This is a genomic window from Thermomonas alba (genome assembly GCF_022419205.1).
GTDB lineage: Bacteria > Pseudomonadota > Gammaproteobacteria > Xanthomonadales > Xanthomonadaceae > Thermomonas > Thermomonas alba.
In genome coordinates this window covers 1-18269 of the sequence record NZ_JAJOZU010000003.1, presented here as the reverse complement: position 1 = coordinate 18269, position 18269 = coordinate 1, and the positions used below count along the sequence as shown (strand labels likewise).

Sequence of the window (18269 nt, the reverse complement as noted above, 5' to 3'; positions counted from 1 at the left end):
ATGCATTCGCGGCGCACTGCTGCCCGTAGGGGCGAAGCCGGCAGCGCGCCGCTATCGTTTGGCGTCGGACGTGGAAGGCGCGCCCGGAATGCGCGGCCGCACCTCGCCCACATCGCCGCACTGCGCGCGGTGGCGCAGCGCCTGGTCCATCAACACCAGCGCCAGCATCGCCTCGCAAATGGGCGTCGCGCGGATGCCCACGCAGGGGTCGTGGCGGCCGGTGGTGACGATGTCCACCACGTGGCCGTCCACGTCCAGGCCCTGCACCGGCAGACGCAGGCTGGAGGTCGGCTTGAACGCCACCGACACCACGATCTGCTGCCCGGTGGAAATACCGCCCAGGATGCCGCCGGCATGGTTGGACAAAAAGCCCTCCGGGGTCATCACGTCGCGGTGGTGGCTGCCCTTCTGCGCCACGGACGCAAAGCCGTCGCCGATCTCCACGCCTTTGACCGCATTGATCGACATCATCGCCGCCGCCAGCTCGGCATCGAGCTTGCCGTAGATCGGCTCGCCCCAGCCCGGCGGCACGCCGTCGGCCACCACCAGCAGTTTCGCGCCTACCGAATCGCCGGATTTGCGCAGCGCGTCCATGTAAGCCTCGAGCTCCGGCACCTGTTCCGCGCAGGGCCAGAAGAACGGGTTGCCTTCGACCGCGCTCCAATCGTGCGCACGCGGCACGATCTCGCCGAGCTGGACCATGCAGCCGCGCACCGTGACCCCACGCTGCGCCAGCCACTTCTTGGCGATGACGGCGGCAGCCACGCGCATCGTCGTCTCGCGTGCGCTCGAACGCCCGCCGCCGCGCGGATCGCGGATGCCGTACTTCTGCCAGTAGGTGTAATCGGCATGCCCAGGACGGAACTGCGATGCGATCTTCGCGTAGTCCTTGCTGCGCGCATCCACGTTGCGGATCAACAGCGCGATCGGGGTGCCGGTGGTGACGCCCTCATACACGCCGGACAGGATTTCGACCGCGTCCGCCTCATGCCGCGCCGAAGTGTGTCGCGTCTTGCCGGTGGCGCGGCGGGAAAGATCATGCGTAAAGTCCTCGGGGGCGATCGCGATCCCCGGCGGGCAGCCGTCGATCACGCAGCCGATCGCCGGCCCGTGCGATTCGCCGAAGGTGGTGACGCGCAGCAGCTGGCCAAAGGTGTTCAAGGAGGATCCGCAATCCAGTTTTCGCAGGTGAAACGGGTTTACCGACTCACTCGCAGAGCAATGCCCCGCCCCGGCAGCCTTACCACCATTACCGGGAGAGCCTGGGGCTAAAGGGTACCTGGGGTTGTCGGGTTTGGATACGGTAGCCGACCCCAAAGGAACCTCTGATCAAATCAGAGGTTCCTGCCGGCCATGGAGGGCCGGCCACGCATCAATCGCACAAGTGATTGATGCGTGTGAGCCGAGTCCGGGCCTGTACCGGACTCGGCGTGGGCTGACAACGCCCGGATGGCGTTGTTCAGACCTTCCCAAACTGCGACGGGCGCGATGCAGCCGCATCGGACGTGACTACATCGAGATGTTCTACAGCCCAATCCACCAGCATGGTTCCACTGGCGGCATGTCATCGTTAGCCCTCGGAAGGCGCTGCGCGCAGAGCGGCGAATAAGTGTCTACGGAACTCGGGTCGTGCCAGTAGGCGCGAACCGTCGCTGCTGGAGCGGGTGCGCGTGGCCGGTAGCAACGTCAGAGTGATTACGCCGAAACCCCGCGAGACGCGCGGCGCGCCCTTCGGCCCGGGCGTGGAGTGGCTGGCGCTGGAGGAGCGCTTCGCCTTCTACGCGGGCGGCATTGCGTTCATCGGCATGCCAGGTGAGCCGCCCGACCCGCAGGCCGGCGATCCCACGACGCCGGTACATGGCCCGTTCTCGGCGGACTTCCGCTGGGTGACCTTGCCCGACTCGCCGCACGGGCCGATCCGGCTGACCGAGGCTCAGGCAGGCGTGTTCCGGGCGCTGTGGTCGTTCAGAGGCGAACCGTGCACGGCCGAACAGATCATGCAGCGCGCCGGGCTCGACAGCGCCAAGCCCATCGACGTGTTCAAGGTCAAGGCGCGCGACAAGGGCAAGCCGGAAGCCGAAGGGCCGCTCTTTGCTTATCGAACGCTCGTGGTCACGCAGAAGCGCGCGGGTCTGTACGTCATGCCCTGTGCTGCAGCGGCGACTGCGGCGCGGGCTTGATGCTTTGCCTATCCAAGCACGATGGACAACCGACGCCCGTGACGCACGCGCAAGTCGTTGATGCGCAAGGCCGTCTGCGTGCGCTTTCGCCGAGACGTTGGCGCGGGTTTTGAGAGAAGAGAGGGCAAGAGAGAGTCGAACTGGGCGACATTCGGGTGGCGCGCCTTCACCCCGTGGCACACGCAAAACGGCCCGCAGCCCCGCGTGGCGCGGGGGAACGCCACAAACGAAAACGCCCAACCTGAGAGGGTCGGGCGTGGAATGGTGGTGGTGGACTACCAGCGAAAACTGAACGCTGATCCACCGCCCTGCGGGATTCAGCGGCTAGATTCCACGGCGTGCGCGCACAAGGGGACTACTCGGGAACCCGCGCAGCCGTGCCGAACCCGCCGGGTTCTTCGAGTCAGCCCGCGGCCCACAGCCCGTCGTCGTCTTGGGTCATCGCCCAGAAGTCATCGAACAGCGCCAACTTCGCCTCGTCCAGGGCGGCATACGTCCGCTGGCCGAACCGGTTGCCGATTCGATATCCCCATCGGCCTGCTTTGGTCTTGTAGACCCCGAGGTTGTGACCCTCGACGTTCAGGAACAGGTTGCCCTTGGCTGAGACACGCCACCTGCGGTCCAACCACCTTGACCGTCGGATGGCTCGATTCCGTAGCCGCCCTTCGCGCCGACGCGGCCCCTGGTAGTCGCCACTCATCTTCTCCGCGCAGACGCAGCCAACCCGGTAAGGCTCGTCGACGTCGGCGTGCGCCATGACATGGACGAACCGGATCTTCTCGTTCCCGCACATCTGGCAGGTCTCGTAGCTGGTCTCGTCGGCGCGCGCGCCGTCGCCGCGCAGATCGACCACGTCGATGCACGCCCATCCCTTGTGGGGTACGCCGGCCACGTCCCATCGGTTCCCGCTCATCGTCTGCTCCTTCGAGGTTCTTGCCGCCGCGTTCGGCTGCGCTGCAGTCCCGCTTGACAATCGCAGAAAATATAGCAAACATAGCAGACATGACACAACAAGCCGACTTCCCCGCGATCCTCCGTGCCACGCGCGCGGCCTTGAACCTTACCCAGGAACAGCTTGCCGAGCGCCTGGGCGTCTCCTTCGCCACGGTCAACCGCTGGGAAGGTGGCGGCAACAAGCCCCAGCGCGCGGCGCAGGAGGCGATCCTTGCGCTGGCTCGCGAGGCGGGGGTCGAAGGCGCCGAAGCCCCCCCGCCCGCTGAAGCGGCCGCTCAGGTGACCCGACGTCGCACGGGCCGGGCAACGGCCGCGACACCCACCACCAAGCCCATGGAGCAGATGCTGTGGGACGCGGCTTGCTCCATCCGCGGCGAGAAAGACGCGGCCAAGTTCAAGGACTACCTGCTGCCGCTACTCTTCCTCAAGCGCCTGTCCGACGTGTTCGACGACGAGATCGAGCGGCTGGCCGAGGAGTACGGCGACCGCGCCACCGCCCTGGAGATCGCCGAGTCGGACCACTCGCTGCTGCGCTTCTACCTGCCGCCGGAAGCCCGCTGGGCGGTGATCAGCGGGCGCGAGTCCTTCGACTGGCCGCTGGATGAGCGCGGCCGCCCGACCGCGCCTCGGGACATCGGCGAGCACCTGACCCGCGCCGTGCGCGCCGTGGTCAAACAAAACCCCTCCCTCTCTGGCGTGATCGACGTGGTGGATTTCGCCGCCGAGCGCAACGGCGAGCGCGACATCAACCCGGCCAAGCTGCGCGGCGTGGTGGAGACCTTCTCCGATCCGCGCTACCGCCTGGGGCTCGCCGACGTGCAGCCGGACTTCCTGGGCCGTGCCTACGAATACCTGCTGCGCAAGTTTGCCGAGGGTTCTGGCCAAAGCGCCGGCGAGTTCTTCACGCCGACCGAGGTGGGCTTTCTGATGGCCCACATCCTGCGGCCCAAGCCCGGCGAGACCTGCCACGACTACGCCTGCGGCTCGGCGGGCCTGTTGATCAAGCTCCAGCTCGTCGCACGGGAGCTGGACCCGACGAGCCGCGTGCCGCTCAAGCTCTCCGGCCAGGAGCTGCAGGCCGAGAGCTACGCCGTGGCGCAGATGAACGCCATCATCCACGACATGGAGGTAGAGCTCGCGCGCGGCGACACCATGATCAACCCCAAGTTCCGCAACGCGGACGGTTCCATCAGGCAGCACGACATCGTCGTCGCCAACCCGATGTGGAACCAGCCCTTTGCGCCGGACATCTTCGCCAACGACCCCTTCGACCGCTTCCGCACTGCCGGCGGCATCACCAGCGGCAAAGGGGACTGGGCCTGGCTGCAGCATACGCTGGCCTGTATGAACGACCACGGCCGCGCCGCAGTGGTGCTGGACACCGGCGCGGTGACGCGCGGCTCCGGCTCCAAGAACGAGGACAAGGAACGCACCATCCGCAAATGGTTCGTCGAGCAGGACCTGATCGACGGTGTGATCCTGCTGCCGGAGAACCTCTTCTACAACACCACGGCCGCCGGCGTCATCGTCGTGCTCTCCAAGCGCAAGAGCGCCGCGCGCAAGGGCAGGATCGTGCTCCTCAACGCCAGCCGCCGCTTCAAGAAGGGACGGCCCAAGAACTACCTGCCCGAGGAGGACATCCGGCCGCTGGCGGCGATGTATCTCAAGGGCGAGCCGGTCGAGGGAGAACTGGCGGTCATCACCACCGAACAGGCGCGGGAGGCGGATTACAACTTGAGTCCGGGCCGGTGGGTTGCACAGGGCAGCGATGCGGATCATCGCCCCATCAAGGCCATCGTCGCAGACATGCTCGCGCTCGACGAAAAGGCTCGCGAAATCGACCAAACCCTTGCCAGATTGCTCGCCCCACTATGACCAATCCGAACTGGACATGGCAGCCGTTGGGCGAGCTGTTCGAAATCGGTGCCGGCAAGACGATGTCGGCGGCTGCGCGAGCAGGAACGGACAAAGTGCCGTTCTTGCGCACGTCGAATGTGCTGTGGGACGACATCGACTTGACGGAAGTCGACGAAATGTCCATCCCCCCCAGTGAGCTGGCTGACAAGAGTCTGAAAGCCGGCGATTTGTTGGTTTGCGAAGGCGGCGAGATTGGGCGGGCGGCCGTCTGGGACGGGCGTGTCCCCATGATGGCCTTCCAGAATCACTTGCATCGTCTGCGTCCCATCCGCGGCGATGTGGAGCCACGGTTCTACGTCTACTTCCTGCAGAGTGCTTTCACGCAGCTCGGCATCTTCGAGGGGGCGGGCAACAAGACGACCATTCCCAATCTCTCGCGCAACCGGCTCGCGAGCTTGGAGGTGCCACACCCCTCCGTGGCAGAGCAGCGGGAGATCGCTCGGGCACTCGCCAAGGTGCGTGAGGCCATCAGAGTTCACGATAAGGCGGCCGCGACGGCGCAGGAACTTAAGCGCGCCGCCATGCGCGAGCTGTTTACGCGCGGCTTGCGCGGCGAGCCGCAGAAGGACACCGAGATCGGGTTGGTGCCGGAGAGTTGGGAGGTCGTGCCGCTTGGCTCACTCGGCAAGATCGGCAACGGCACTACGCCCAACCGACGACATGCCGCCTACTGGCAAGGCGGAACGATTCCGTGGATCACCAGCGGCAAGATGTACGAACGGCAGATCACGGGATCTGAAACGCATGTCACTCGTGCGGCACTGGAGGAGTGCAGTCTACCGCTGCTTCAGCCAGGTGCCGTCCTCATCGCTATCGTTGGACAGGGAAAGACGCTGGGGCACTGTGCGGTTCTTGACGTAGAAGCAACAACCAGCAGACATGTCGGATTCATACAGCCAAAAGCAGAGTCAATTTCCTCCGGCTTCCTCAGGAGCTACTTGGAAAACCAGTACGAATATCTACGGCAACTTGCGTCCGGGAATGGAAGTACAAGGGCAGCACTAACCGGCGCAATCCTCAAGAGTTTGGCCGTTCCTTTGCCCACCCTCGACGAACAGCGCGAAATCGTCGCCATCCTCGACGCCATCGATCACAAGATCGAACTGCACCGCAAGAAGCGTGCGGTGCTGGAAGATCTGTTCAAGGCCCTGCTGCACAAGCTGATGACCGGCGAGATCCGCGTGGCGGACCTCGATCTCTCGGCCCTCGAGCCCCTTCACACGCCCCACGTGGCGGCTTGATAGAAAAGGAGACTTAGGCTATGATCAAGCCGTCATCCGCCCCTGGCAGTAAGCCTTCCCTCACCGATTCAGGGATCGCCGAACCCCGGGGCAATTCTTTTTCCGGCGGCCGCGCCGTCGACCTGCTGCGCCACGTCACCCCCGTCGTCACAGCGGTGATGGTGGATGCCGAGTTCTTCCTCAAGCGCGCTCGTCGCCTGTTCGGCACAACGTCGCCCCGCGACGCTGCCGAAAAGCTCCACAAGCTGGCGCTGGACCACCTCAACGATGCCAAAGGCCGGCGCACGGCCCGCCTGTACCGCATCTTCGTCTACGACGCGCCGCCGGCGGCCTGGAAGGGGCATACGCCACTGGGCAAGAAGTCGCTGGACCTGGCCCAGTCGCCGACGGCGCAGTGGCGGCACGAGTTTCACGAGGTGCTGCGCGGCCTGCGCAAGGTGGCGCTGCGCATGGGCGAAATCCCGACCAGCCAGGTGCGCTGGCAGCTCAAGTTCGAGGTGTTGAAGGATCTCACCAACGGCAAGCGGCGCTGGGAGGACCTCACCGACGACGATTTCCGGTTGGACCTGCGCCAGAAGGGCGTAGACATGCGCCTGGGCCTGGATATCGCTTCCCTGGCCTACAAGCAGCAGGTCAACCAGATCGTGCTGATCTCGGGCGATGCGGACTTCGTGCCGGCCGCCAAGCTTGCGCGTCGCGAGGGCATCGATTTCATCCTGGACCCGATGTGGGCCACGATCCGCCCCGATCTGTACGAGCACATCGACGGCTTGCGCACGGTCTGCCCGCGGCCGGTGAAGAAGCCCGAGGGTGACGCTGCTGCGGAGGGTGCTACATGAGCACCCTCAAGATCTCCGAGGCGGGCACGGTGCAGTTCCCGATGGTGAGGCACGCTGCGGAGATCGGCTGGACGCCGATCACGCCGGAGGCTGCGCTCGCCAAGCGCGGCGGCGAGGCGGGCACCTTCTTCCGCGACGTGCTGGAAGCCAAGCTCGCCGCGTTCAACCCCTGGATGTCTCTCGATGCCGTACGCTCGGTGGTGGAGACGCTGGACGCGCTGCCCGCCACCATCGAGGGCAACCGCGAACTGCTGGCCTGGCTGCGCGGCGAGCGCCAGTGGTACGACGAAGCCGAGAAACGCCACCGGCCGGTGACGGTGATCGACTTCGAGCACGTGGCGGACAACGCGTTCCATGTGACCTGGGAGTGGAAGATCAAGCCCCCCGCGCGCAAGGGCAACCGAGCCGACGTGATGTTCGTCGTCAATGGCGTGCCGGTGGTGATCGTCGAGCACAAGAACCCGAAAGACGGCGACGCCATCGAGCGCGCGATCAAGCAGCTGCGCCGCTACGAGCTGGAAACGCCGGAGCTCTTGGCCTGCCCGCAACTCTTCAACGTCACCCACCTGCTCGACTACTGGTATGGCGTGACCTGGAACGCCAGCCGACGCGACATGGCGCGCTGGAAGCAGGCGCCGGAGGAAACCTACCGCTTCGCGGTGCAAGCCTTTTTCGAGCCGACTGACTTCCTGCGCACCCTGCGGCACTGGATCTTGTTCTACGTGCAGGACGGCGAGACGCGCAAGTCGGTGCTGCGCCAGCACCAGCGGCGCGCCTGTGAGGCCATCCTGAACCGCTGCGCCGACCCGACGAAGACACGTGGCCTGGTCTGGCACACCCAGGGCTCGGGCAAGACCTTCACCCTGCTGACCGCCGCTCGCCTGATCTTGGAAGACAGGGCGCGCTTCGCCAACGCGACGGTGATTCTGGTGGTCGACCGCACCGAGCTGGAAGGTCAGTTGAAGGGCTGGGTCGAGCGCCTGCTCGGCGAGATGCAGCAGCAGGACATCGCAGTCCGGCGGGCCAACAACAAGGCCGAACTCCAGGCGCTGCTGGATGCCGATTTCCGGGGCCTGATCATCTCGATGATCCACAAGTTCGAGGCCGTCCGCAAAGACAGCTGCCTGCGCGACAACGTCTACGTGTTCATCGACGAAGCGCACCGGTCGGTCGCCAAGGACCTCGGCACCTACCTGATGGCTGCCGTGCCCAAGGCCACGATCATCGGCTTCACCGGTACGCCGATTGCGCGCACGTCGCAAGGCGAAGGCACGTTCAAGATCTTCGGCCGGGAGGACGAACAGGGCTATCTCGACAAGTATTCGATCAAGGAGTCCATCGAGGACGAGACCACCCTGCCGATCAAACACGTGATGGCGCCCAGCGAAATGACGGTGCCTGCGGATCGCCTGGACAAGGAGTTTTTCGCCTTGGCCGAGAGCGAAGGCGTCACCGATGTCGAGGAACTGAACAAGGTGCTCGACCGCGCCGTCGGGCTGCGCACCTTCCTGACGGCGGACGACCGCATCGAGAAGGTGTCCGCCTTCATCGCCGAGCACTTCAAGGAGAACGTGCTGCCCTTGGGCTACAAGGCCTTCGTGGTGGCGGTGAACCGAGAGGCCTGCGCCAAGTACAAGAAGGCGCTGGACAGGCTACTGCCGCCGGAGTGGACGGCGCCGGTCTATACCCAGAATGCGGCGGACGCCATCGATCGGCCGCTGGTGGCCGAGTTGCAGCTTTCCGACGAGGCCGAGGAACAGGTGCGTCTGCTGTTCAAGAAGCCCGCCGAGAACCCGAAGATCCTCATCGTCACCGACAAGCTGCTCACCGGCTACGACGCGCCACCTCTGTACTGCCTGTACCTCGACAAGCCGATGCGCGACCACGTGCTGCTGCAGTCGATTGCGCGCGTGAACCGGCCCTACGTGGAGGCCAACGGCGTGGCCAAGCGCGTCGGCCTGGTGGTCGACTTCGTGGGCGTGCTGCGCGAGCTTAAGAAGGCACTGCAGTTCGACTCCTCGGATGTCAGCGACGTGATCGAGGACCTCGACGTGTTGCTGCAGGACTTCCTGCAACGCATCGAGCAGGCCAAGGAGGACTATCTGGAGTCAGATGCAGGCGGTACGCCCGACGAACGGCTGGAACGACTGGTGTTCGGCCGCTTCCTGACGCCCGAGGCGCGCAAGGCCTTCTTCGAGCACTACAAGGACATCGAGGCGCTGTGGGAGATCCTCTCGCCCGACCCACGGCTCCGTGACCACATCGCCACCTACAAGCAGCTTTCCCAGCTCTACGCGGCCGTGCGCAACGCCTACGCCGAGAAGGTCGGTTTCGTGGCCGATCTGGCCTACAAGACGCGCCGGCTTATCGAGGGGAGTGCCGAGCAGCACGGCCTGGGCCGGCTCACCAAGAGCGTGACCTTCGACGTGGCCACGCTCAACGCGCTGCGCGGCGAGAAAGGTCCCGATGAAGGCAAGGTATTCAACCTCGTGCGCGGGTTGCAGCACGAGATCGACGAAGACCCCGCCGCAGCCCCGGTGCTGCAGCCACTGAAAGACCGCGCCGAACGCATCCTCAAGGACCTCGAAGACCGCAAGACGACCGGTCTGGCCGCGATGGACCAACTCGCAGCGCTGGCGGCCGAGAAGGAGACGGCGATGAAGGCGGCGCGCGACAGCGGACTTTCCCCGCGCGCTTTCGCTGTCTACTGGGTGTTGCGCGACGACCCCGCCGTCAAGGCGGCATCGGTCGACGCCATGGCGCTCGCAAAGGATGCCGAAGCGCTCCTGTCGCGCTTCCCGAATGCATCGGTGAACCCCGACGAGCAACGCCGCCTGCGCGCCGCCATGTACAAACCCGTGTTGGCGCTCGGACAGGACGAGCGCGCCCGCGTGGTCGACCTGATCATCCGACTGCTGCTCGCGGAGGGCGAGGCGTGAAGGCGTCCCTCTACCCTGCGCAAGAACTGCGACGACGGGCACTGGCCTGGGCGGTGAAGCTGCGTGTCAACCCGCGCGTCATTCGGGTCCAAGAGATGCGCAGGAAGTGGGGCTCGTGCTCGTCCGCGGGGACGGTCACCCTGGCCGCCGATCTGGTCACGCAGGATGTGCGTTTTCAAGACTATGTCATCGTGCACGAGCTATTGCATCTTCGTTACGCCAGTCACGGTCGCATGTTCAAGGCGCTGATGAGCGCACATGTGCCGGGGTGGCGTGAGATGGAGGTACGGAGAGAATGATCGGCCTAATTCGCGCAGATGTGCTGAACCTATGGGCTGGCCGCGTCACTGCACCGGCGGAACTCCCGCGGTTGGTCCGGCTGCTCATCCGAGCTCTGGCCGGTTCACCCATGCTTATCAACTTTCCGGCCGACGAGGCAATCAGGCTATCGGGATATGACGGCCAGCTTGAGCTTTCTTCGGGTGTTAGCGGCCTACCAGAAGGCCTATCGGTGTGGGAACTTGGCACCAGCCAGGACGTGAAGGGCAAAGCCAATGAGGACTATCAGAAACGCACACAAGATCCGAAGGGCGTTGATCAGAAGAACACTTCTTACGTGTTCCTGACGCCGCGAAAATGGCCTGGCAAAGCGGACTGGGCAAAGGAGCGGTCAGCTGAAGGCCACTGGAAACGAGTGCTGGCGTTTGACGCGGAGGACCTGGTCCAATGGCTCGAGGCTGCACCTGCCGTGGCGCTCTGGTTCGGTCAGCTCACGGGCCAAGTGCCTGAGGGTGCTCGATCGTTGATGGATGTGGTGGCGGAGTACCGCCTCGCGACGAATCCTGAGTTCGATCCGTCCGGAACGTTGGTGGGTCGCGACGCCCAACGCGAGGCTCTTGTCGCGATGTTGAGGGGGCACCCAAGGACCATTGAGCTTGAGGCGCTGACGGACCAGGAGGGGGCTGCATTCGTCGGTGCGTGCATCCAGAGCATGCCCTCAGACCGCCAAGATGGGCTTTGGGCCCGAGCGATATGGTTGGAGGATGCGAGAAGCTTTCGGGCAGTCGCGTCATCTTGTGAAGGCCATCTGCTGGTACTGGCAACGGCTATCAGTACCCTACCCGCTGAGGCACGGCGACATTGGGTAATTCGCATCAACACAGCAGGTGCGGCTGGTCGTGCGGAGATTGTTCTGGGTGAGCAGCCAATGGCTGCGCTCATCGAGTTCGTTGAAAGGCAGGGCGTTGACCGAAACGAAGCCTTCAGGCGCTGCTACGACGCCGCTGCGAGGTTGGAGCGTGTGCGCCGAGGCTTCATGGTGGCGACGCCTTCACCTCCCACGTGGAGCTGTGGCGCCGTCGCCCCTTCGGTAGCGGCCGCTATCCTGATCGGAGCCTGGGATGAGGCGAGTGCGGACGATCAGGCCCTTGTGGCCGAAATCGCCGGTGTGCCGTATGCGCAGTTTGCTAGCGCAATTTCTGCTTGGACCCAAGGCACAGATCCGTTGGTGACACGCGCCGGATCAGAATGGAAGGTGCACGACCGGTTAGGTGCGTGGCGGCGTCTTGAGCCCTATCTGGTCACGCCGCAACTGGAGGCGCTGGCAAAGGCTACAGAAACTGTTCTCCTTGAGCCGGATCCGCGTTTCGATCTCGCGCCAGAGGAGCGATGGCTTGCCAACATGCATGGAAAGCATAGGCGCTTTTCGTCGAGTCTGCGACAAGGGTTGGCTGAAGCGCTTGTGATCATGGCGGTTAAAGGCAATGAACAGCAGCCTTGTCACGCCGGTGTGCGGCCACAAGATTGGGTGAACCGCTGCATTCACTCGATCTTTCAGAAGCAAACTGAAGGTTCGTTCTGGCGTCGCATACGAGGAGAGCTAAAAGAAATCGCGGAGGCGTCGCCGGACATTTTCCTTGATGGGCTGGAGAAGGATCTTTCGGCAGATAGCCCACAGATACTCGATCTCTTCGAAGAGGAGGGCGAGCACGGCGGTTGCCTGCATGCAGACCTGTTATGGGCGCTAGAGACCCTTGCGTGGTCCGCCGCCCATGTGGGACGAGTGGCGCGGGTTCTGGCGTCCCTTGCAGCTAGAGATCCTGGCGGTCGCTACTCCAACAGGCCGGCTAACTCACTGGCCGCGATGTTTGACGCAAGCCAGCCGCAGTGTGCAGCCACGGCGGAGGAGCGGCATGCGCTGATTGCGGCCTTGGCGGAGTCTGAACCCACGGTCGCAGCAGAGCTGTGCGAGCGAATGTTGAGCAGGGATGGTGGTGTCATTCGCCTTGCCCATAGGCCCAAGCTGCGTCAGTGGGCGCCAGCAGAGCGGTTGCGAAAGGTCCTGGTGACGGAATATTGGGCCGATGTGCAAGCGGCGGCGAAGCAACTGCTTGTTATGGCTGACTCGGACCCAGGGCGCTGGGGGACCTTGCTGGCCAACTTGAATCGCCTGGTTCCAGACGTCCGCGAGCTGGTCTTGTCTGAAGTCGAAACTCGTGCAAAGACGATGGAGCTACAAGCAAAACTTTCATTGCGCAACGGGTTGCGCAAACTGCTGCATCGCCACAATCAGTTTCGCGCCCACGGGAAGAAGATCGAGTGGGTGTACGAGGATGAGATCCTCGAACGATTGCAGGCTCTGTACTTGGCCCTGGCCCCCGACGACCTGATTCAACGTAACGCATGGTTGTTCGACTTCCACGTCGAGCGCCCGATGGATGTTAGTCATCATTGGCGGGACGAGCAGGCCAAGGTCGAAAATGATCGTCTGGCCGCAGCCGAACAGCTGGTAGAACTCGGGATTGAATCGATCGTCAGCCGTCTCAAGGAGTTCCAAAACCGCCGTGCTCTTGGATATGCACTAGGGTCAAGTTCTGCGGGGGGCGACCTGGCGGATGCCCTTTTCAGATCGCATGCGGAAACCGAGGTGGTAGAAGTGCAAGAACTCATCCAGGGCTTCGCGGCGGCGCTGTTCGCGAGGGACCCGGGCGCTTTCCTTGCGCGCTGGGTAACGGCTGGTCATGCAAGCGCGTTGTCGGAAAGGGGGACCGCCGTACTGCTTGTTGGCTTGCCTTGCGAGCCGGTAGCCTGGGATGCAGCAGACCAGCGCGGTCCTGAATGTGATCGTCTTTACTGGTCTAATGCGTTCGTTCATTTGTTTGATCGGCCAGCCGAGGGAGAGCGGGCCGCGCGCAAGCTGCTGGCTGCAGACCGGGCGCTGGATGCCATCAACGTGCTTGCCGCGAACGTCAAGACAGACTGGCTTTCGTCTAATGGCGACGTTGGGCTGGCTATAGATGCGCTACGCGCAGGTATCGCGGCATCCAACGCCAATCCCGAGCACGCGCACCGAATCGCCTACGACATCGCGACGGTGCTTAAGCGTCTTAGCAGATGTGGGAAGGTCGACGACGCGACCCTGACGGAGCTGGAGTGGGCGTACTTCAGCGTTTTGGAATATCAGGCCGAACACGAGCTTGTAATCTACCAGAGGCTCATCGCCGATCCATATCTGTTGGTCGACCTATTGGCGCTCATCTACCTGCCGGAGGGCACCTCTAAAGGGACTCGCGGCGAGCCGACCGATGAGGATCAGCGACGTGCATCGCAAGCCTGGAGGGTTCTCAATGGTTGGCGTCCGTTCGAAAAGGTGGGGCCTCAGGAAATGCCAACCTGTGACGTGATGATCGCCTATGCAGAGAAGTTGCGTGCCATTGCCAAAGAGCGCGGTTTCACGACGGCTGCCGATGATCAACTGGGCAAGGCTCTTTCGAGTTGCCCTGCCGGAACAGATGGAATTTGGCCTCATGAGGTCGCGCGTCAGCTGATCGAACGGCTTCAGTCACCGGAATTGTGCGATGGATTCGTGGTGGGCAAACAGAACGCGCGCGGTGTGACCACACGTGGAATTGGCGAAGGTGGCATGCAAGAACGACAGCTTGCGGCCCAGTACCAAGCCTGGCAAAAAGCACTGGCCATCCGGTTTCCAAAGACCTCTGCACTGGTAGGGCAACTTGCAGAGCATTATGAGCGTGACGCGCACTGGATTGATGTTGAGGTCCATCGGCGACACTAGGTGGCGAGAAGATGATAAAGACACTGACAGGGCCGCAGTTTGCAAGCACGTTTTGCTTGAGGCCGCAGCAGTTTGCCTGGTTCCTTGGGGCCGGGGCGTCTGCATCCGCCGGCATTCCAACCGGCTACGCAATGATCCAGGACTTCAAGAAACGGTTGTTCTGTCAGTTGTCTGGGGTTAAACAGCGTGAAGTGGACGCCAATGATCCTATCTGGATAGAGCGGATTAACCTGTTTTTCAGCAGGCGCGCGGTACTCCCCCCTCCCGACGATCCAACGGAGTACGCGGCTGCCTTTGAGGCTGTGTATCCGACCCCAGAGGCTCGCCGCAGTTACATCGAGGATGCGATCAAGAAAGGCACGCCGTCGTTTGCCCATCGGGTACTCGCATCGCTCCTGACCACCCGGCGCGTGCCATGTGTCTTCACTACGAACTTCGATCCCCTTGTCGAGACGGCGACCACATTGACTGATCAGTTAATGGAGGCCAATGACCGTGTGTACATGACAGTGGCGGCGATCGACAACGCCGATCGCGCCGAACTGTGCCTGCGTGAGTCGCGTTGGCCGTTGCTGGCAAAACTCCACGGCGACTTCCAGTCCGTCAAGCTGAAAAATACTACTGATGAACTGAAGGAGCAGGACGCCAAGATGCGGCGAGTCCTGACCGCCGCGTGCGCGCGATTTGGCCTCGTGGTCATTGGCTACAGCGGGCGCGACGCCTCTGTGATGGACGCTTTGACCGAAGCGCTAGCAGCACCAGATGCGTTTCCCGGCGGAATATTCTGGGTGGCCCGATCTGCCCATGCCGTTCTTCCTGCAGTGACCACATTTCTCGAAGCAGCGAGGCAGGCGGGTATATCGGCGACGATTGTCGAGTCGCAGACGTTCGACGAATTGGCCGCCGACATTATCGATGGCATTGCCCTGCCGTCTCAGCTTTTCAACCATGTTTACCAATCTCGGCCGGACCCGGTTCTGCGCGATGTCCCACTTCCCACGCAGGAAAGGCGGCTTTTCCCCGTATTGCAATGCTCAGCGATTCCGATTCTATCGATGCCAACGGTAGCGCGCCGAGTCGAGGTCGATGCGCCCATAACCACTGTCCGCGTCCGCGAACTACTGCGCGAATCAGAGGTGAATGCGCTGGCCGTCAGCAATGGGCGAGACATCGTAGCGTTTGGTGCAGACGAAGATCTAGCGCGTGCCTTTGCATCTGTGGGCGGTCGGTTGGCTGGCACTCACGAGCTGCGTCCCGACAGGGACAGCTGGGCACTGGGTCTGGTCTACGATGCGCTGACCCGCGCAGTGTGCCAGGGACGACCATTGTTCGCGCGCATGCGCCGCAAGGGGCATTTCGTGCTGGTGGCGAACGGCTCGCCGAAGGATAGCAAGGCAAATGCCGATCTCCGGAACGCGCAGTTGTCGCGTCTAAAACAAGCCTATTCCTCAGCCTTAGTTGGCAGGGTACCGAACCACAACCATCCGTTCAACGAAGGAGTGAAACTCCGGTTGGATCAGGCCGCCGGTCGTTGGTGGTGCGTGTTTGAACCGACAACGCATGTCGAGACGCCGCGCCCGGATGGGAAGGAAGGGCTCGCCGATGATGCAACCCCGGACTCTGCGCCAATGTCACTTCGACAAGGAGACCCAGTGATTGACTGGGTACGTGAGCGGTGGGCGACGCGTTACAACCCCGTATGGGCTCGAATAATCTCCGCGTGGGCAGATTTGCTGGCTGGCCAAAATGGCGACACGCTGTGTGCCCTTGGCTTGCAAGATGAGTCGGGGGTAGACGCTGTGTTCCAACTCTCACCGGTAACAGGGTGGAGTCGACCGAGCCATGAACACGACTATTTCCTGCGAGGTGGGCTATGAGCGGCTACAACGCTTCCAAGCTGCCACCGTTCTCATTGCTTGATGAGCCGCAGTTGGCGTTCAGTTCCGACAATATGTCGCTGGACGTGAATCCGTTGCGAGGGCTTGACCGTTATGGTGCCTACAGCAGCGCGACGTTTGCGACCTACACACCCGCACTGCGGTTGGCAAGCCTCGTCCCAGCCGGCGGACGGAGCCGTGTGCGGGACTTGATTGAAACACTGCGGTCGCATCATGCGCCTGGAGACCGCAAGGAGTATGTGCCGGCGTTCCGGGGTTTCGAGAAGGTTTTTGGCGTTCCTCTAGTCGGAGCACAGACCCACTTGGCGCACATCAAGTGGCCTGATGACCTTGACTCCCTTGGCCCTGCCGGTCCGCCCCACGCTCGATTGCTGCACGCATTGCGCGATGGTATGAGTCGTCTGGCGCTAGTGCGCGATCAGTTTGACGTGGCTTTAGTGCATCTACCCGATGCATGGCAAGTCGCTTTCCGGGCGCCCGGCTTTGATGCGCATGATGCTCTCAAAGCGCTTGGTGCTGCCCACAGCATTCCAACGCAGGTCATCAACGACCGAGTCTTCACTTTTGGCTACAAGGCATCGTTGGCCTGGCGCCTGTCGATTGCACTGTACGTAAAGGCGGGAGGGATCCCATGGAAGCTGGCGCCCCTGCCAGGGGTACCCGAGGACACGGCTTACATCGGTCTGGCGTATGCGCTGCGAGGTGATCCGAAGGAGGCGCACTATGTAACCTGCTGCTCGCAGGTCTTCGACGCGGACGGTGGCGGGATGCAGTTCGTGGCGTTTGAGGCCCGTGATCCTGTAAGAGATATCGAGGAAGCTCGGCGCAACCCATTCCTTAGTCGCAACGACATGCGAGCAGTGCTGGCTCGTAGCCTCAATCTTTATCAAAGCCGCAATGGAGGTTTGCTGCCCCGGCGACTGGTCGTTCACAAGACCACCTCATTCAAACCCGAGGAGCTGGAAGGTGCTCTTGATGCCTTGTCCGCCGTCCCCGAGGTTGAATGTGTGGAGGTTGCCAGTAGTCCGGGCTGGCGTGGCGTTTGGCTAAAGGAGAGCCGCATTGAGGGTCAGCGAAGCGAGCCTGACAACTATCCCGTTCCACGCGGGACTGTGCTGTTTCGTTCAGGGACATCCGCCTTGGTTTGGGTTGCCGGTAACGCGCCGCGCGCATCGTTGAGAAATGACTACTACCAAGGCAAGAAGAGCATTCCACGCCCAATCAACATCACGCGGCACGCGGGCGTTGGCCCGATGGAGCTGACCGCCCTCGAGGCGCTGGCTCTAACGAAGATGGACTGGAACAACGATGCGCTCTATGATCCTGTACCGGTCACCATCCGCTACTCGCAACGGCTGGCGAGGACGATCGCCAACGAGCCAACACTTCCGGGCAACACCTACGCTTATCGTCTGTTCATGTGAGTCGCGGCGTGGACCAAGTTTCATCCGTCGTTAGCATGGCGTAGGCATGTTGGACGCCTACCCGCCTTATCTCTTGAAGTGGCTGATGTGACGAGAACGGCCTCCGCCTCTCGTCTTACCACCAACCCCGGCAGAACTCTTCCGCCGCCATACACCCACCGGCGCAGTTCCTTGGCCGCGCGCGGCCAGTCCCGCTGGTTGACCCGCCGCCGCAGGGTCGAGGTCTGCAGCCGCCCGGCGCCGAGGTTGAAGGTGAAGTCCACGATGGCCGCGAGCCGCTCTTCCGGCTCGGTCGCCAGCACAGGGCAGTAGCGCAACGTGGCGGCGAGCGCCACCCTCAGATCCTGGGCGAGGTAGGCCTCGGCTTCTGTTTCGGTGATCGGCGGATGCTTCGGGTCGCAAAGGTGACCGAAGCCAATCGTCCAGTACCCGGCCGGACAGATGTAGGGATAAGCGCGGTTGGGATCCTGCTTCGGCACGCGGTGGAAGCCCTCGAAGCGTTTGGCCAGGTCGATGGCCGCCTGGGGTACCGCGATCACGGCCGCACCCGGTCGAACACCCGGCCCAGGAACCAGAAGTTCAGGACGCCGGCCCACAGGGCCTGGTCGGCCTCGGTCCAGGCCGCCTGGATCGCCGGAATCCACTCGGCACCCGCATCGACGGCACCCACGAAGGCGGCGGTGAGATATGACCGAATCTGGTGCACGCCCCTGAGTTGAGGAGAGGCGGCGTACCGGGTTGGAATGGGCTTGTCACGAGTCCACCCAACCACGAGGTACGCCACCGTGAGCAACGATAACGT

General features: G+C 63.1%; 13 protein-coding genes. 9 read left to right on the top strand and 4 right to left on the bottom strand.

Features of this window, described 5'->3' with window-relative positions:
* Nucleotides 1-51: 51 nt before the first annotated feature.
* Nucleotides 52-1179, bottom strand: a complete 1128-nt coding sequence (gene aroC, locus ML342_RS04960; RefSeq protein ID WP_439655171.1) for a chorismate synthase — start codon at nt 1177-1179, stop codon at nt 52-54.
* A 491-nt stretch (nt 1180-1670) separates the two neighbouring features.
* On the opposite strand from aroC, the gene ML342_RS04955 reads away from it, so the two are divergent.
* Entirely contained in the window at nt 1671-2180 is a 510-nt protein-coding gene (locus ML342_RS04955) for a hypothetical protein (RefSeq protein WP_240125830.1), read from the top strand.
* Nucleotides 2181-2583: 403 nt separating this feature from the next.
* On the opposite strand, the gene ML342_RS04950 is transcribed toward ML342_RS04955, so the two are convergent.
* Nucleotides 2584-3093: a hypothetical protein gene (locus ML342_RS04950; protein WP_240125829.1), complete on the bottom strand. Its 510-nt coding sequence runs from the start codon at nt 3091-3093 to the stop codon at nt 2584-2586.
* Nucleotides 3094-3182: 89 nt separating this feature from the next.
* Here ML342_RS04950 and ML342_RS04945 point away from each other — a divergent pair, with 89 nt between their 5' ends.
* From ML342_RS04945 to ML342_RS04910, 8 genes are all read left to right on the top strand, one after another.
* Nucleotides 3183-5009: an N-6 DNA methylase gene (locus tag ML342_RS04945; protein ID WP_240125827.1), complete on the top strand. Its 1827-nt coding sequence runs from the start codon at nt 3183-3185 to the stop codon at nt 5007-5009.
* Nucleotides 5006-6292: a restriction endonuclease subunit S gene (locus tag ML342_RS04940; RefSeq protein WP_240125826.1), complete on the top strand. Its 1287-nt coding sequence runs from the start codon at nt 5006-5008 to the stop codon at nt 6290-6292. The genes ML342_RS04945 and ML342_RS04940 overlap by 4 nt, the downstream gene beginning before the upstream one ends.
* 20 nt (nt 6293-6312) lie before the next feature.
* On the top strand, nt 6313-7131 hold the full coding sequence (locus tag ML342_RS04935) for an NYN domain-containing protein (RefSeq protein WP_240125825.1): 819 nt from the start codon (nt 6313-6315) through the stop codon (nt 7129-7131).
* Nucleotides 7128-10070, top strand: a complete 2943-nt coding sequence (locus ML342_RS04930) for a type I restriction endonuclease subunit R (protein WP_240125824.1) — start codon at nt 7128-7130, stop codon at nt 10068-10070. The genes ML342_RS04935 and ML342_RS04930 overlap by 4 nt, the downstream gene beginning before the upstream one ends.
* The gene (locus tag ML342_RS04925; protein ID WP_240125823.1) at nt 10067-10369 is read left to right on the top strand and encodes a M48 metallopeptidase family protein; all 303 of its coding nucleotides are present in this window, start codon (nt 10067-10069) and stop codon (nt 10367-10369) included. The genes ML342_RS04930 and ML342_RS04925 overlap by 4 nt, the downstream gene beginning before the upstream one ends.
* A 110-nt stretch (nt 10370-10479) precedes the next feature.
* Entirely contained in the window at nt 10480-14145 is a 3666-nt protein-coding gene (locus tag ML342_RS04920) for a hypothetical protein (RefSeq protein WP_240125822.1), read from the top strand.
* Between the two features lie 11 nt (nt 14146-14156).
* A complete protein-coding gene (locus tag ML342_RS04915; protein WP_240125821.1) occupies nt 14157-16022 on the top strand; it encodes an SIR2 family protein in 1866 nt (621 codons plus the stop codon).
* Nucleotides 16019-17467, top strand: a complete 1449-nt coding sequence (locus tag ML342_RS04910; protein WP_240125820.1) for an argonaute/piwi family protein — start codon at nt 16019-16021, stop codon at nt 17465-17467. Before ML342_RS04915 ends, ML342_RS04910 begins: the two co-directional genes overlap by 4 nt.
* A 20-nt stretch (nt 17468-17487) precedes the next feature.
* Here the strand turns inward: ML342_RS04910 and ML342_RS04905 are convergent, their stop codons facing one another.
* Together ML342_RS04905 and ML342_RS04900 are read right to left on the bottom strand one after the other, a co-directional pair.
* A complete protein-coding gene (locus ML342_RS04905; protein WP_240125819.1) occupies nt 17488-18006 on the bottom strand; it encodes a lysozyme in 519 nt (172 codons plus the stop codon).
* Nucleotides 18003-18173 (bottom strand): hypothetical protein, encoded by a 171-nt coding sequence (locus tag ML342_RS04900; protein ID WP_240125818.1) that lies wholly within the window; start codon nt 18171-18173, stop codon nt 18003-18005. Before ML342_RS04900 ends, ML342_RS04905 begins: the two co-directional genes overlap by 4 nt.
* Nucleotides 18174-18269 lie beyond the last annotated feature (96 nt).